12 protein-coding genes are annotated in these 15,391 nt (G+C 66.9%); 6 read left to right on the top strand and 6 right to left on the bottom strand.

The genetic code is table 11. The annotated features are described in order from the left end of the window. The first annotated feature begins 125 nt into the window (after window positions 1-125). Complete coding sequence (gene clpB / locus LDO22_RS11680) at window positions 126-2,768, top strand: ATP-dependent chaperone ClpB (RefSeq protein ID WP_224023284.1); 2,643 nt, start codon at window positions 126-128, stop codon at window positions 2,766-2,768. A gap of 43 nt (window positions 2,769-2,811) precedes the next feature. Here the strand turns inward: clpB and LDO22_RS11675 are convergent, their stop codons facing one another. Then, window positions 2,812-3,492, bottom strand: a complete 681-nt coding sequence (locus tag LDO22_RS11675; protein ID WP_224023282.1) for a septum formation family protein — start codon at window positions 3,490-3,492, stop codon at window positions 2,812-2,814. 271 nt (window positions 3,493-3,763) lie between these two features. On the opposite strand from LDO22_RS11675, the gene LDO22_RS11670 reads away from it, so the two are divergent. Next, window positions 3,764-3,997: a DUF3073 domain-containing protein gene (locus LDO22_RS11670; protein WP_159635036.1), complete on the top strand. Its 234-nt coding sequence runs from the start codon at window positions 3,764-3,766 to the stop codon at window positions 3,995-3,997. Between the two features lie 164 nt (window positions 3,998-4,161). On the opposite strand, the gene LDO22_RS11665 is transcribed toward LDO22_RS11670, so the two are convergent. Further along, window positions 4,162-4,935: an alpha/beta hydrolase gene (locus LDO22_RS11665; protein WP_224023279.1), complete on the bottom strand. Its 774-nt coding sequence runs from the start codon at window positions 4,933-4,935 to the stop codon at window positions 4,162-4,164. 123 nt (window positions 4,936-5,058) lie between these two features. Here LDO22_RS11665 and LDO22_RS11660 point away from each other — a divergent pair, with 123 nt between their 5' ends. Continuing rightward, a complete protein-coding gene (locus LDO22_RS11660; protein ID WP_224023277.1) occupies window positions 5,059-5,835 on the top strand; it encodes a VOC family protein in 777 nt (258 codons plus the stop codon). A gap of 46 nt (window positions 5,836-5,881) precedes the next feature. Here LDO22_RS11660 and purM read toward each other — a convergent pair whose 3' ends face one another. The 3 genes from purM to LDO22_RS11645 are packed head-to-tail and all read right to left on the bottom strand — an operon-like array spanning window position 5,882 to window position 9,067. Further along, window positions 5,882-7,027 (bottom strand): phosphoribosylformylglycinamidine cyclo-ligase, encoded by a 1,146-nt coding sequence (gene purM, locus LDO22_RS11655; protein ID WP_159629833.1) that lies wholly within the window; start codon window positions 7,025-7,027, stop codon window positions 5,882-5,884. Beyond that, the gene (gene purF / locus LDO22_RS11650; protein ID WP_159629835.1) at window positions 7,024-8,694 is read right to left on the bottom strand and encodes an amidophosphoribosyltransferase; all 1,671 of its coding nucleotides are present in this window, start codon (window positions 8,692-8,694) and stop codon (window positions 7,024-7,026) included. The genes purM and purF overlap by 4 nt, the downstream gene beginning before the upstream one ends. Window positions 8,695-8,752: 58 nt before the next feature. Continuing rightward, entirely contained in the window at window positions 8,753-9,067 is a 315-nt protein-coding gene (locus LDO22_RS11645) for a hypothetical protein (RefSeq protein WP_159629837.1), read from the bottom strand. A gap of 313 nt (window positions 9,068-9,380) precedes the next feature. On the opposite strand from LDO22_RS11645, the gene LDO22_RS11640 reads away from it, so the two are divergent. From LDO22_RS11640 to LDO22_RS11630, 3 genes are all read left to right on the top strand, one after another. After that, complete coding sequence (locus tag LDO22_RS11640) at window positions 9,381-10,481, top strand: S-(hydroxymethyl)mycothiol dehydrogenase (RefSeq protein ID WP_159629839.1); 1,101 nt, start codon at window positions 9,381-9,383, stop codon at window positions 10,479-10,481. After that, window positions 10,481-11,101, top strand: coding sequence for an MBL fold metallo-hydrolase (locus LDO22_RS11635; RefSeq protein ID WP_224023275.1), 621 nt, complete (start codon window positions 10,481-10,483; stop codon window positions 11,099-11,101). Before LDO22_RS11640 ends, LDO22_RS11635 begins: the two co-directional genes overlap by 1 nt. A 115-nt stretch (window positions 11,102-11,216) precedes the next feature. Then, on the top strand, window positions 11,217-13,571 hold the full coding sequence (locus tag LDO22_RS11630) for an FdhF/YdeP family oxidoreductase (protein ID WP_224023273.1): 2,355 nt from the start codon (window positions 11,217-11,219) through the stop codon (window positions 13,569-13,571). A gap of 295 nt (window positions 13,572-13,866) precedes the next feature. On the opposite strand, the gene LDO22_RS11625 is transcribed toward LDO22_RS11630, so the two are convergent. Next, window positions 13,867-15,378, bottom strand: coding sequence for an HNH endonuclease signature motif containing protein (locus LDO22_RS11625; protein ID WP_224023271.1), 1,512 nt, complete (start codon window positions 15,376-15,378; stop codon window positions 13,867-13,869). Between the last annotated feature and the right edge of the window lie 13 nt (window positions 15,379-15,391).

Raw genomic sequence — 15,391 nt, 5'->3', positions numbered from 1 at the left:
GCCGGAAGGACTTCCGGCTCTGGACAGCTGTTTCGCCGTGGGCAAACATGGCAGGGGAACCTCGCCGCGCAAAGTTGAGCGTAGTACACTCAACTTAGTCAACAAGCCCCCGAAAGGAGCTCTCTTTGGACGTCAAATTCACCACCAAGAGCCAGGAGGCTCTTTCCGCGGCGGCAATGAACGCCTCGACGGCCGGCAATCCCCAGGTGGAACCGGCCCACCTCCTCAAAGCGCTGATGGACCAGCGGGAGGGTGTGGCGGTCGCACTCCTCAAGGCCACGGGCACGGACCCGGATGCCGTCAGCGTCCAGGCCAGCAGCGCCATCAAGGCCCTGCCCGCCACTTCCGGCGGCTCCAGCCAGCAGGCGCAGCTGTCCCGCCCCGCCCTGCAGGCCATCCAGCACGCCAAGGAGGAAGCGGACCGGCTGGGCGATTCCTTTGTGTCCACCGAGGTGCTCCTGGTGGGCCTCTCCGCCGGCAATGATGCTGCTGCGCGCCTGCTGCGTGAAGCCGGTGCCTCACGGGAGGCTCTGCTCGCTGCCCTCCCCGGGGTCCGCGGCGACCGCAAGGTGGACAGCCCGGACCCTGAAAACACGTTCCAGGCCCTGGAGAAGTACGGCACGGACCTTACTGCCATGGCCCGCGCCGGCAAGCTGGACCCCGTGATCGGGCGCGACTCCGAAATCCGCCGCGTGGTGCAGGTGCTGTCCCGGCGCACCAAGAACAATCCGGTGCTGATCGGCGAGCCCGGCGTGGGCAAGACCGCCGTCGTCGAAGGCCTGGCCCAGCGGATGGTGGCAGGCGACGTCCCGGAAAGCCTGCGCGGCAAGACGCTCATCTCCCTGGACCTTGGGTCCATGGTGGCCGGCGCCAAATACCGCGGCGAGTTCGAGGAACGGCTGAAGGCGGTCCTCGAGGAGATCAAGGGCTCCGAGGGGCAGGTGGTCACGTTCATCGACGAGATTCACACCGTGGTGGGTGCAGGCGCCACCGGTGATTCCTCCATGGACGCCGGCAACATGCTCAAGCCCATGCTGGCCCGCGGCGAACTCCGCCTGATCGGGGCCACCACCCTGGATGAGTACCGCGAAAACATCGAAAAGGACGCAGCCCTGGAACGCCGCTTCCAGCAGGTGTACGTGGGCGAGCCCAGCGTGGAGGACACCATCGGCATCCTCCGCGGCCTCAAGGAGCGCTACGAGGCGCACCACAAGGTCTCCATCGCCGATTCAGCCCTGGTAGCCGCCGCCACGCTGTCCAACCGGTACATCACGGGGCGCCAACTTCCGGACAAGGCCATCGACCTCGTGGACGAGGCAGCGTCCCGCCTCCGCATGGAAATCGACTCCGCTCCGGAGGAGATCGACCAGCTGCGGCGCCAGGTGGACCGGCTCACCATGGAGGAACTGGCACTGTCCGGAGAATCCGATCCCGCATCCGTGGAGCGGCTCGCGGCACTGCGCGCCGACAAGGCGGACAAGGAAGAGGAGCTCTCGGCCCTGAACGCCCGCTGGGAAGCGGAGAAGGCCGGCCTCAACCGGGTGGGTGACCTGAAGGCGAAGCTGGACGAACTGCGCTCCGCCGCTGACAAGGCCCAGCGCGAGGGCGACCTGGAGGCCGCGTCCCGGATCCTCTACGGGGAAATCCCGGCCCTTGAACGCGAGGTCAACGCCGCCGCGGAGGCCGAGGCCGCCGTGACGGACAAGTCCGCGCAGATGGTGGCGGAGGAAGTCACCGCGGAGGATATCGCCGAGGTCATCTCCGCCTGGACCGGTATCCCGGCCGGCCGCATGCTGCAGGGTGAAAGCCAGAAGCTGCTCCACATGGAAGAGGAGCTGGGCCGGCGCCTGATCGGGCAGGCCAAGGCCGTGACGGCAGTGTCTGACGCTGTACGCCGTGCCCGGGCCGGCATCAGCGACCCCAACCGCCCCACCGGCTCCTTCCTGTTCCTGGGCCCCACCGGCGTCGGCAAGACCGAGCTGGCCAAGGCGCTGGCGGACTTCCTGTTCGACGACGAACGCGCCATGGTGCGCATCGACATGTCCGAGTACGGCGAGAAGCACAGCGTCGCCCGGCTGGTCGGGGCGCCTCCGGGATACGTGGGCTACGAGGAAGGCGGCCAGCTGACCGAGGCCGTCCGCCGCCGTCCGTACTCCGTGGTGCTGCTGGACGAGGTGGAGAAGGCGCACCCCGAGGTGTTCGACATCCTCCTGCAGGTGCTCGACGACGGCCGCCTCACCGACGGGCAGGGCCGCACCGTGGACTTCCGCAACGTGATCCTGGTGCTGACCTCCAACCTGGGCAGCCAGTTCCTGGTGGACCAGTCCCTGGACGCCACGGCCAAGCGCAACGCCGTCATGGCCACGGTGAACGCATCCTTCAAGCCGGAGTTCCTCAACCGGCTCGACGAAGTGGTGCTGTTCGACGCTCTCACGGTGGACGAACTGGCCCACATTGTGGAGCTGCACGTGGAAGAGCTGGGGCGGCGGCTGCGCGAACGGCGTCTCACCCTGGAAGTCACCGACGGCGCCAAGGCGTGGCTGGCATTGTCCGGCTACGACCCCGCCTACGGCGCCCGGCCACTGCGGCGCCTGGTGCAGCGTGAGATCGGCGACCGGCTGGCCAAGGCCATCCTTGCCGGTGGGATCAGCGACGGCGACACCGTGGTGGTTGACACCGCCGCTGACCTGGGCGAACTCACCGAGGGCAACGTGGACGCACTGACGGGTGCCCCGAGCTCCGGCCTCTCAGTGCGGCGGAAGGACTAGCCGGCCCGCAGGGCTGGGGAGTGCTGCCCTGGCGGTTTGGCCGTCAGGGCAGCACGCTCGCGTTGATGACGTTGCCGCCGTCGGCAGTGACGTAGCAATCCACCCTGCGGTCCCCGGACTCCCAGCTGGTGTTGCTGGGAAAGCTGCGCTGGTAGTTCAGCTGGAACTGCTTGGCCGCCGGGCCGAGCTTCGCTGCCTGGCAAACTTCCAGCGCCTTGGCCTTGAGCGGGTCAGCCCCCGGATACTTGGCGCTGTCCGGGTAGTGGAGGGTGGCCACCAACTGCGCCGAATGGCCCGAGTCGCACGGCACCACCGTGGACGCCAGGGCCTGCGGATCAAAGTCCTTGAAGCAGTCACCTACCGCGTAGGCTGCGGGCGCAACCCCGTCGCGGGGCAGGGGCTGGGGAGTGGCCGGCGGAGTGACGGCGGTCTGCAGCACGCCCGGCGCTGCGCTTTTCGCTGTGTCGGTGCCGGGAGCGGAGTTCAGCCACACGGCGAGCCATGCCAGCGAGCCGGCCACGGCGAGGATGACGACGATGAGGAACGCTTTCCAGAACGCAGGCCTCCTGTTGGCCCGCTTTTCCGGCCCGGGATCCTGGCGTGGCTGGGACCAGGTCACAGACTCCGGAGCGGGCGCCGAACCGGCGTCCCCGCCCTTGACTATTGGCAGGCTTCCGGTCCGCGGTGGCAAGGCTGGTTTCGGCGGGATGTCCTGGTGGTTCACGGGTGCGCATCCTCCTGGGTTTGGTACCGCGGCTCGCCAAAGGCCACACAAAATCGGCAGTTCTTAAGTGACTCTACCGAAGAAAAATCCCGGAATCCCGCGGGCGCAGGTGCGTGATGTTACCCCACGCGGGCGTCCGGGCCATGAGGCGGCAAGCAGGGCCCGCCGAAAGCATGTAATCTAGGTGTACGACAAATTGACCAAACATTCCGGGGCCTCACCGATCGCCAAGGTGACCACCTCCGGTCCAAGTACAAAAGGGGGTCACGCCATGGGGCGCGGCCGTCAAAAGGCAAAAGCTACCAAGCAGGCTCGGGACATTAAGTACTACTCCCCGAACACTGACTATTCGGCACTTCAGCGTGAGCTGACGGGTCCGGGCAGTCGTTCGACGAGCCGTTACTCGAATGAGCCGGTTGAACCGGACTATTCGGCTTATGTGGATAAGTACGCGGATGATTTGGATGACGATGACGACGAGGTAGACAACCGTCGCATCGGCTAGTTGTCGCCGGCAGCGGCTGCCTCTTTGGGCAGTGCACGCCGGTCTCAATAATCTTCGCCTCGCTGCTTCTTCTGCAGCGCTATCGGTGCTGACCGCAGTCAAAAAAGGTCCGTTGGGCCACACCTGTTTCCGGTGTGCCCCAATGGACCTTTTGCCGTTCCCGGCTAATGCGCGCGGCGCCTGACGGGCATGAGCGTCCGGGGAGGACCTTCGGCTGCCAGGAATGGGAGCATAAGGCTGGTGAGCGTGGCAGGCTGCTCGAGCGGCAGGCCATGGGACGCCCCCGGAATCACCGCCAGCTGCCCATTGGGCAAAGCCTCATACAAGGAGATGGTGTGCGGCAGGGTCACAATGTCGTCGTCCCCCACCGCCACCAGTACCGGCTGCTGGATCCGCGAGATCTGGGACGTAGTGAGCGAAGGCTCGGTGCTGATCAGCTGCATGCCTTTCCGGGCTACCGCCTCAAAATGCCCGGGTCCGTCAGGAGAACGCTCGGCGTAGGCCCGGCCAAGCTCCTGTAACACCGGCGAGTCCGGGTCCATGTCCAAGGGCTGGATGCCGTCCACGTGGTAGTTGGTGCCGATGACCACCATTTTCGCCACCAGGTCCGGCCGCGCCAGTGCCACGAGGAGGGCAATGATGCCGCCGTCGCTCCAGCCGACGATGTGTGCGGGGCCGGCGGCCACCTTCTCAAGGACGCTGACTGCCTCCCGCGCCATATCGCTGTAGTGGAAGTCGGCATCGGTGTCGGCGGTGTATCCATGGCCGGGACGGTCGAAGGCGATGAGCCGGTAGTGTTCCGCGAGTCCGGCGCCAATAGTGCCAAGAAGGGCATCACTGTTGCTGAGGCCGCCGTGCAGCAGGAGCAGTGGAGCGCCATTGCCGCCGCGGTCCTCCAACCATGTGGGGTGTCCCTCGATGTCTACGATGCCGGCCATGTGTTCTCCCGTTCCGGATCGACGTTCTCCTGATGATGCCGCTGATCCCTGAGCCCAGTTGTGTAGGGGTTATTGTGCCCCTCACCCCTTGGCTGCTCAAGGGGTCCGTGTAGCCTTGCCTGCATGGCATTAGTTGAGGGATACCGTCACGGCGAGCCCTGCTGGGCGGATCTGCAGACCCCGGATGTTGCGGCTGCCAAGGACTTCTACGGGCGGCTCTTCGGCTGGACGTTCCAGGACTTCCCCACCCCGGACGGCCGCAGCTACGCGCAGGCCTTTGTCCGTGGCCGGTTGGTGGCCACCATTGCACCGCAAAGCCCCTTGCAACTGCAGGCCGGCACCTCCGCAAAGTGGAACGTCTACTTCGCCGCCGCAGACGCTGCGGATGTACTGGAGCAGGCTGCCCACGCAGGAGGGGCCGCCGAATTCGGGCCGGAGACGGTGGGCGACACCGGTGTTCTGGGCTTCCTTGCCCCTCCCGGTGGCGGAACCACCGGCATTTGGCAGGCAGGAAGCCACTACGGCGGCCAATTATTCAACGAGCCGGGCGCGCTGGCCTGGGCGGAACTCTTCACGCCCGAGCCCCAGGCCGCCGTCGGCTTCTTCCAGCAGCTTTTTGGGCATGAGGTCACCGAGTACCCGCAGGACGACGGCGGCAGCTACAGCACGCTGCTCGTCGACGGCAACGAGGTGGCCGGGATCATCCCTGCCGATGAGGGCGACGAAGCGGACTGGCAGATCTACTTCGGCACGGCAGACGTTGCCGCGGCGGCAGCGGCCGTCCAGGCAGCGGGGGGAGAGGTCCTCGTCGAGCCGGACGAGCGTCCCGCCGACGGGTCACTCGCCACCATCAGGGACCCGCAGGGCGGCGTCCTCAACTTGATCCAGACCGCCGCTTAAACGCCAAGTGCTCCCCGCCGGTGGAGGGGAGCACTCAAAGAAAGCTTTAGGCGTAGGCGTTGACCAGGCGGACAGCGCCGCCGTCCACACCCTTGGCGCCCTGGACGTAGTCAGGTCCGGACTTGAGGATGGAGTCTGAGTCCTCGGTGACCGTGCCCATGATCCAGGACGGCAGGCCCCGTTCGTTCAGGCGCGCGACGGCGGCATCCGCGGCGTCGGGGGACACGATGGCCACCATGCCCACGCCGAGGTTCAGGGTACGTTCCAGGTCGGCCAGCGGAACGTTGCCCAGCTCGGACACCAGCTTGAAGATGGCGGGCAGTTCCCACGTGGCACGGTCCACCGTGGCCACCAGGCCCTGCGGGAGGACGCGGGCCAGGTTGGCGGCAAGGCCGCCACCGGTGACGTGGCTGAACCCATGGACGGCCGCGCCGGCGCTGACCGGGAAGGTACGGGCCAGGTCCAGGCAGTCGGCCGCGTAGACGCGCGTGGGTTCCAGGAGTTCCTCACCCAGGGTGCGGCCCAGTTCGGAGACCTGGCGGTCCAGGGCCCAGCCGGCGTGGTTGATGACGCGGCGGACCAGGGAGTAGCCGTTGGAGTGCAGGCCGGAGGAGGCCATGCCGATCACGACGTCGCCGGCGCGGACGCGGTCCGGCCCCAGCAGCGCATCGGCTTCCACGACGCCGGTGGCTGCACCGGCGACGTCGTATTCGTGTTCGCCCAGCAGGCCGGGGTGTTCGGCGGTCTCGCCGCCCACCAGGGCGGTGCCGGCCACGGAGCAGGCAGCGGCGATGCCGCGGACGATGCCGGCGATGCGCTCGGGGACCACCTTGCCGCAGGCGATGTAATCGGTCATGTACAGGGGCTCCGCGCCCACCACCACGATGTCGTCCACCACCATGCCCACCAGGTCGAACCCGATGGTGTCGTGGATGTCCATGGCCTGGGCGATGGCGACCTTGGTGCCGACGCCGTCCGTGGAGGTGGCCAGCAGCGGCTTCTTGTAGGTCAGCAGCCGGGAGACATCGTAGAGGCCGGCGAAGCCGCCCACCCCGCCGATCACCGAGGAGTTGTGGGTTGCCTTGACGGCATCCTTCATGAGCTCGACGGCGCGGTCCCCGGCTTCGACGTCCACGCCCGCGGACGCGTAGGTGATGCCGGCGTTGTCTGCGGCAGGGCTGGCGGAGGTCATACGGAGTCCTTCTTGTCGGCGCTGGTGGCGGCGTGTACGTCGGGCACGAGGTCGGCTTCGGTCAGCAGGTTCTCGAATTCGGAGTCGGGGCCGGGATCGCAGCCCGTGGCGCCGGCCTTTTCCGCCGGGTCCTCGGTGGCGTCGACGGCCAGGGCGGCCGTTTCGCCGGGAAGGGCCGCGGGGGAGGGCTTGAGGCCGCCCAGGTCGGTGCGCTCCAGGAGGTTCTTGCCCAGTTTGTCCGCGTCCGGAAGCTTGATGGGGTACTTACCGGTGAAGCAGGCGGTGCACAGGCGTTCGCGCGGCTGCCGGGTGGCGCCGATCATGCCGTCCTCGGAGATGTAGGCCAGCGAGTCGGCGCCGATGGCCTGCGAAATCTCTTCGATGGTGGCGCCGTTGGCGATCAGCTCGGCGCGGGAGGCGAAGTCGATGCCGTAGAAGCAGGGCCATTGCACCGGCGGGGAGGAGATCTTGACGTGCACGGCGGCGGCGCCGGCCTCCCGGAGCATCCGGACGATGGCCCGCTGGGTGTTGCCGCGGACGATCGAGTCGTCCACCACCACCACGCGCTTGCCGCGGATCACGGACTCAAGGGCGTTGAGCTTGAGCCGGATGCCCAGCTGGCGGAGGGTCTGCGAGGGCTGGATGAAGGTGCGGCCAACGTAGGAGTTCTTGACGAAGCCGTGTGCGAACGGAATACCGGATTCCTCGGCGTAACCCACGGCTGCAGGGGTGCCCGACTCCGGGACGGGGATGACGATGTCCGCTTCGTGGGTGTTTTCGCGGGCCAGCTGGCGGCCCATTTCCACGCGGGACTCGTAGACGGAACGGCCGGCGATCGCGGCGTCCGGACGGGCGAGGTAGACGTACTCGAAAACGCAACCGGCCGGCGTCGGCTCTGCAAACTTCTTTGAACGCACGCCTTCTTCGTCGATGGCGATGAACTCGCCGGGCTCGATCTCGCGGATGAAGCTGGCACCCACGGTGGCCAGTGCGGACTGTTCGGAGGCGACAACCCAGCCGCGTTCCAGGCGGCCCAGGACCAGCGGGCGGATGCCGTAGGTGTCGCGGGCTGCGTACAGGGTGCCTTCGTCCATGAAGACGAAGCAGAAGCCGCCCTTGATCTTGGGGAGAAGCTCGGTAGCGGTCTCTTCCAGGCTTTTGCCCGGCTCACCTTCCAGCAGGGCGGTGACCAGCGCGGTGTCCGAGGTGTTGCCCTGCTTCATTTCGCCGGTGAGCTGCCCGCCGTTGCGCTCCGTGATCATGGCGTTGAGTTCGGCGGTGTTGGTCAGGTTGCCGTTGTGCGCCAGGGCCACCGTGCCGGTGGAGGTGGCGCCCAGGGTGGGCTGCGCGTTGGCCCAGTGGCTGGCACCGGTGGTGGAGTAGCGGCAATGGCCCACGGCCAGATGCCCGGTCAGGGTGTTCAGCGTGGTCTCGTCGAAGACCTGGGAAACGAGGCCCATGTCCTTGTAGACGTTGATCCGCTTGCCGTCGCTGGTGGCTATGCCAGCCGACTCCTGACCGCGGTGCTGCAGTGCATACAGCCCGTAATAGGTAAGTTTTGCTACTTCTTCACCAGGTGCCCAAACACCAAAGACGCCACAGGCATCCTGGGGTCCTTTTTCGCCGGGAAGAAGATCATGGGAAAGTTTGCCATCGCCGCGTGCCACTGATCGATTATCGCACGTTATGGGGTATGACTTTCCCCCGCTTCAGATTGTGACCCGGCTAGCCCTGGGGATCGGTGTCCGGTTCCGAGTCCGGGACGGCCTCCACGACGGCCCGTTCCTGCCGCCTCACGCTGCGGCGGTCCAGGACCAGCGCCAGCAGGGCGCCAAGCAGGGCGCCGCCAGCCGCAAACATCACCATGAAGAATCCGAAGACGGCGCCGGGGTCGAAGGTTGCGTCGCCGGGCAGCGCGTAAGCCACCACTGCGGCGGCGATAATGCCTGCCAGTGCACCCACAATCAAAAAAGGAACGTACTTGGGTGCGCGGCGGACGGTCACTTCGCGCCGCTCGGCAGGGGTTTCGTGAAAAGCCATGACATCCAGCCTACTGCCGGACGAAACAGCGGGTGTAACGGGTCCGTCGCCGTCCGTCCCTGGAGACACGCGCCGAATTCAGGACTCGATCCTGATAGCCACGCAGGCTGTAACTGATATATCTATTGACACAAAGTGTGGCCAGTGTCATATTCTGCTGTGAGCACTATGCGCAACAAGTTGTGCCATGCGCAATTCGACGCGTCCAGCTTTGCGGCAACGACGTGGTCCCCGGAGGTGGCATGTCGGCTAGATTGGCACTTGGTGCCGACTCACCGGATCCGGCCGGATCCAGGAAAGGAACACAAGAACCATGGTCCATAAAGTTCAAGCCGTCGTTGTCCGGGAGAAGAACGCTCCGGTGTCGTTGGAGACCATCCTGGTGCCGGATCCGGGCCCGGGGGAGGCCCTGGTGGACATCCTGACCTGCGGTGTCTGCCACACGGACCTGCACTACAAGCAGGGCGGCATCGGCGATGACTTCCCGTACCTGCTGGGCCATGAGGCCACCGGTGTGGTCTCTGCAGTTGGTCCGGACGTGACGTCCGTGGCGCCGGGTGACCGGGTCATCCTGAACTGGCGCGCCGTGTGCGGCGAGTGCCGGGCGTGCGCCAAGGGCCAGCCGCAGTACTGCTTCAACACCCACAACGCCACCCAGAAGATGACGCTTGAGGACGGCACGGTCCTCTCTCCCGCCCTGGGCATCGGTGCCTTCGCGGAAAAGACTCTGGTGGCTGCCGGGCAGTGCACCAAGGTGGACCCCGACGTCGACGCGGCCGCGGTGGGCCTGCTGGGCTGCGGCATCATGGCCGGCATCGGCGCCGCGATCAACACCGGCGAGGTCAAACGCGGGGAATCCGTGGCAGTGATCGGCTGCGGCGGTGTGGGCATCGCCGCGATCGCCGGCGCGAAGTTGGCGGGAGCGACGACGATCATCGCCGTTGACATCGACGACAACAAGATCGGGATGGCCAAGTCCCTCGGCGCCACCCATGGCGTGAACTCCAAGCAGGAGGACGCAGTGGAGGCCATCCGGGCCCTCACCGGAGGCAACGGCGCTGACGTGGTGATTGACGCCGTCGGCCGTCCCGAAACGTACAAGCAGGCGTTCTACGCCCGCGACCTCGCCGGCCGCGTGGTCCTGGTGGGTGTGCCGACGCCGGAGATGCAGCTGGAGCTGCCGCTGCTGGATGTCTTTGGCCGTGGTGGGTCGCTGAAGTCCTCCTGGTACGGGGACTGCCTGCCCTCCCGGGACTTCCCGATGCTGGTGTCCCACTACAAGCAGGGCAACCTGGACCTGGACGCGTTCGTCTCCGAACGCATCACCATCGACCAGGTGGAGGAGGCCTTCGGCAAGATGCACGAGGGCAAGGTCCTGCGTTCCGTTGTTGAAGTCAGCCCGGTGGGGGTCTGATGGCCGTCACCATTGAGAACCTGGTCACCTCGGGCACGTTCTCGCTCGACGGCGGCACCTGGGACGTGGACAACAACGTCTGGATCGTGGGCAACGACGAGGAATGCGTCATTATCGATGCGCCCCACGATGCCGCCGAGATCATCAACCAGGTACGCAGCCGGAAGGTCAAGGCCATCCTGCTGACCCACGCGCACAACGACCACATCGGTGCCGCCCGCGAAGTCGCTGACGCGCTGGGCGCCCCGATCATCCTGAACGAGGAGGACCTGGTGTTGTGGGAGCAGGTCTACCCGGACGCCAAGCCGGACCGCTACCACTCCGACGGGGACGTGTTCGAGGTGGGCAGCGCCACCCTGCGGGCAATCCACACCCCCGGCCACTCCCCGGGGTCCACCTGCTTCTACCTCGAAAGCGAAGGAACGGTATTTACCGGGGACACGCTGTTCAATGGCGGCCCGGGTGCCACCGGCCGGTCCTACAGCGACTACCCCACCATCCTGAAGTCCATCCGCGAACGCCTGCTGACGCTTCCGGCTCAGACCGTGGTCCGCACCGGCCATGGCGGGGACACCACCATCGCGGCGGAGCAGGAAACGCTGGCGAAGGTTCCGGAGTAGCGGAAATCGGCAGCGAGTGCCCTGGAGGCGCGCCGGGATTCCGGCGCGCCTCCACTGCAAATGAACAATTGAGCCGTCACGGGAGTTCCCGGGTGCCGGCGAGGAAGTTGGAACAATGAAGTTCGGCAAACAGCCTGCCCCCGTCGCGGACATCAACGAGGACAACCTCGAAGTCCACAAGCCCAAGACCGAGGCCGCCGGCGTCAAGGCCGTCATGGTGGCACTGGAGCGCGCGGTGGCGCAGGCAGGCGTGACCCGCACGGCACATTCCCTGCTCCGGCTGAACCAGCGCGGCGGGTTCGACTGCCCCGGCTGCGCGTGGCCGGAGTCGGACAAGAAGCGCAAGACTGCCGAGTTCTGCGAGAACGGTGCCAAGGCCGTGGCCGAGGAGAACACCTTGCGGACCGTGGGCGCGGAGTTCTGGGCCAACCACTCCATTGCCGAACTCTCAGGGAAGACCGAGTACTGGCTGGGGAACCAGGGCCGGCTCAGTGAACCGATGGTGATCCGCGAGGGTGATACCCACTATTCACCGATCTCCTGGGCTGACGCCTTCGAGCTGATCGGAGAGCACCTCCGGGCGACCACCCCGGACCGCAGCGTTTTCTACACTTCCGGGCGCACCGCGAACGAGACCGCGTTCCTGTACCAGCTGTTCGCTCGGGCCCTGGGCACCAACAACCTGCCGGACTGCTCCAACATGTGCCATGAGTCCTCCGGATCGGCGCTGAACCCGACCATCGGCATCGGCAAGGGCACCGTGTCCCTCGACGACATCCACGACTCCGAATTGATCTTTGTCGTCGGTCAAAACCCCGGCACCAACCACCCGCGCATGCTCTCTGCGCTGAAGGAGTGCAAGGACAAGGGCGGCAAGGTGGTGGCCGTGAACCCGCTGCCCGAGGCCGGACTGTTCAACTTCAAGGACCCGCAGACCATCTCGGGCGTGGTGGGCGGCGGCACCCCGCTCGCCGACGAATACCTGCAGATCAAGGTGGGCGGCGACCTCGCGCTGTTCCAGGCGCTGGGCCACCTGCTCCTGGAGGCTGAGGAACAAAACCCGGGAACCGTCGTCGACCATTCCTTCATTGCCGCGCAGACGGACGGGTTCGACGCCTACCGCGACGCCCGCCGCACCCTCGACTGGGATGAGACCGAGAAGGCCACGGGCCTCTCCCGCGCGCAGATCGAGAAGGTTGCGGGGATGCTGGTGGCGTCCAAGGCCTCGATCTTCTGCTGGGCGCTGGGCGTGACGCAGCAGCCGCACTCGGTGGACACCATCAAGGAGATGGTCAACGTCCTGCTGCTCCAGGGCAACTTCGGCAAACCCGGCGCCGGCGCCTGCCCCGTCCGCGGGCACTCCAACGTCCAGGGCGACCGGACCATGGGCATCTGGGAAAAGCCGAAGGAATGGCTCCTCTCGGCACTGGATTCCGAGTTCGGCATCTCATCCCCGCGGCACCACGGCTACGACGCCGTTGAGTCGATGGAGGCGTTCGAGCGCGACGAGGTGGACGTCTTCGTGTCCATGGGCGGCAACTTCTCGCTGGCGTGCTCTGACACTGAAGCGTTGGAGGCGGGCATGCAGCGGATCGGGCTGACCGTGCACATCTCCACCAAGCCCAACCGCTCCCACATTGTGCACGGCCGCACCTCGCTGATCCTGCCCACGCTGGGCCGCACGGACAAGGACGACAAGCACCCCAAGGGCGCCCAGTTCCTGTCCGTGGAGGACTCCATGTCTGTGGTCCACTCCACCCAGGGACGCCTCACGCCGGTCTCCGAGCACCTGCTCGCCGAACCCGTGATCGTGGCCCGGATGGCCGAGGCTACCTTCGGCCCGGACCACTCCGTGGACTGGCGCGGCATGGCCGAGGACTACGACGTGATCCGCGACCACATCGCCCGCGTCCTGCCGGGGTTCGAGGACTTTAACGCCCGGGTCCGCACCAAGAACGGGTTCGTGCTGCCCAACCCGCCGCGCGACACCCGCTCCTTCGCCACGGACATCGGCCGCGGCCGGTTCACGGTCAGCCCCCTTGAGTACCTGACGCCGCCGCCGGGCCACCTGGTGCTGCAGACCATCCGAAGCCACGACCAGTACAACACCACGTTCTACGGCCTGGACGACCGCTACCGCGGCATCTCCGACGGCCGCCGCGTGATCCTGATCCACCCGGAGGACCTCGCTGAATCGGGCTTCCAGGACAGGGAACTGGTCGATGTGGTGAGCACCTTCCAGGGCGTGGACCGCAGGGCGGACAAGTTCCGCCTGGTGGCGTACCCAACTGCCAGGGGCTGCGCCGCCGCGTACTTCCCGGAGGCCAACGCACTGGTCCACAAGGAAAACGTGGCCCGCGTGTCCAATACGCCGGGTTTCAAGGCAATGTTCGTCCGCTTCGAGCCGCATCGGGGTGGGGCAGCGGTGGCCGAAGAGTCCGCGGGGGCGCTGGCCGGAACGCACTCTTAGCCCCACCGCGGCGGGTTGGCTGCGCCGGTGCGCAGACTAACGACGGCGGCAGTCCCGCAGGTGCCGGGTGTCGCCGTCGCTGTTGGCCCAACCAGGTTTTACACTGGGTGGTTCCCGTCTGGACCGGCTTCCGGGTCCGGGTCCTTGCCATAGCCGCTGGCTGAGGCAAGCCCGGCTACCTGCTGCCCGGCATTCGTCTGGCCTGGCGCGAACTGGTCCTCCTGGACGTCCTGCGGTGGCTCCTCAGACCCGGGCGCCACATTCTTCCGCGCAGGGCCGCATTAACCTCGCCGTCTCAGGCGGATGGCGGGTGCAGGACCCGGTCCAGCCAATCTTCTGCCGGGGATAGCTGGAAGTGAACGAGATCCGGAACAGCGCCAAGCGGACTGCCTTCCTTTGGCGCCCGGCCGCGGTTTTGGAGATTCGGCCAGCGTGGTGGTTCCCAGTCCTGGTGTTCGCTTTGGTAGTGGCGGCCGGTGGGTGAGGTCCAGCCGGGTGGTTCGTTTTTCGTGGCGGGGGTGGGTTTCCAGGCGGTGGTGTGGCGGAGTTTGTGGTGTTTTGGGCAGGGCTGTCCCAGGTTGCTGATCCCGGTGGTGCCGCCGTTGGCCCAGGCGAGGATGTGGTCGGCGTCGTTGTCGAGGGAGTTGTTGCTGCAGCCCGGGAACGGGCATTTGCCGTCTCGCAGCCGCAGCCAGGCCCGCATCGCGCCGGTGACCCGGTAGCTTGTCCGGCCGATTTCCAACGGTGCCCCGTCCCGCGGGTCCACCAGGACCCGGTAGAACGAGCCAGCACCGGAGGCGACGAGTGCCCGGGCCATTGACGGCGGGATGGGGCCGTACCCGTCCAGCATGGCCGGTTCGTCGGTCTGGCCCAGCAGGGAGAACACCGGGACCGTGACCAGCACCTGCGCCCGGATCGGTGATTGCCCATGGTCCCGGGCGGCACCCGCGCCCTCGGTGACGCTACTGCTGCCGCGGGTTTCGGCGTCGTTCGTGGTGCCGTTGGTGAGGATCGCGTCGGTGAAGGTGTCGGCCCGGAGTTGGGGCATGCTGCGGGGCTCGTCCGGTCCCTGCATGCCCCGGGCGGCCGCGGTGAGCCGGTTCCACCCGGCCTGGGCCTGGTCCGCGGGCAGGTAGGCGGACAGCCAGGCCATCCCGTCCTGGTCCGGCCGGAACTCCACCCGCCGCTCCGCGACCCCTTTGGCGTGGCGTTTTTCGATGGACCCGGCCTGGTGGCGTTCCCGCCAGGTACGGGCCTTGGCCTTGAACCGGTGCGCCGGCAACTGCCCCACCGGGCACCCCCGCGCCGGGTCCGGGGCGTCCGGGTCAAGGAAATGGGCTTCCAACGCTGCAGCCCCCGCACCATCCAGACACGCTGTCTCATCGGCCATCACCACCGCGTGGCTCCAGGAGATCGCCCCGGCCTGCAACGCCTCCAACGTCCGCGGCAACGTCGCCGTAACCGCGTGCGAGGTGACCAGGAACGACGACGCCGCCCGCGGCCCCAGGGCCAGCACACACCCGATCTCCGCCGAGACCGCCATCTCCTGCGCCCGAACCGGAACATCCAGGCCCGCAACAGCAGCGGCGCTCTCCACATACCCAACCGCAGCTCTCGCCTTCACCCCAGCGATCCCGGACTCAACCTCACGGGACCCGGCCAGGATCTCCAGGCAACCATCCGCCAAACCAGCCAGAGGGTCAGCCGCAGAAAAAGGCACCGCACCGGCCCCATCCACCTCCGCATTCAGCACAGCAAGGGCAGCCTTGATCTCCTCAAAAGCCCTTACCACCGCTGCCTTCCCCATAAACCCATCATGA

Origin of the sequence: Arthrobacter sp. NicSoilC5 (genome assembly GCF_019977395.1) — a bacterium.
Taxonomy (GTDB): domain Bacteria; phylum Actinomycetota; class Actinomycetes; order Actinomycetales; family Micrococcaceae; genus Arthrobacter.
This window is presented reverse-complemented; position numbering and strand designations above follow the sequence as displayed.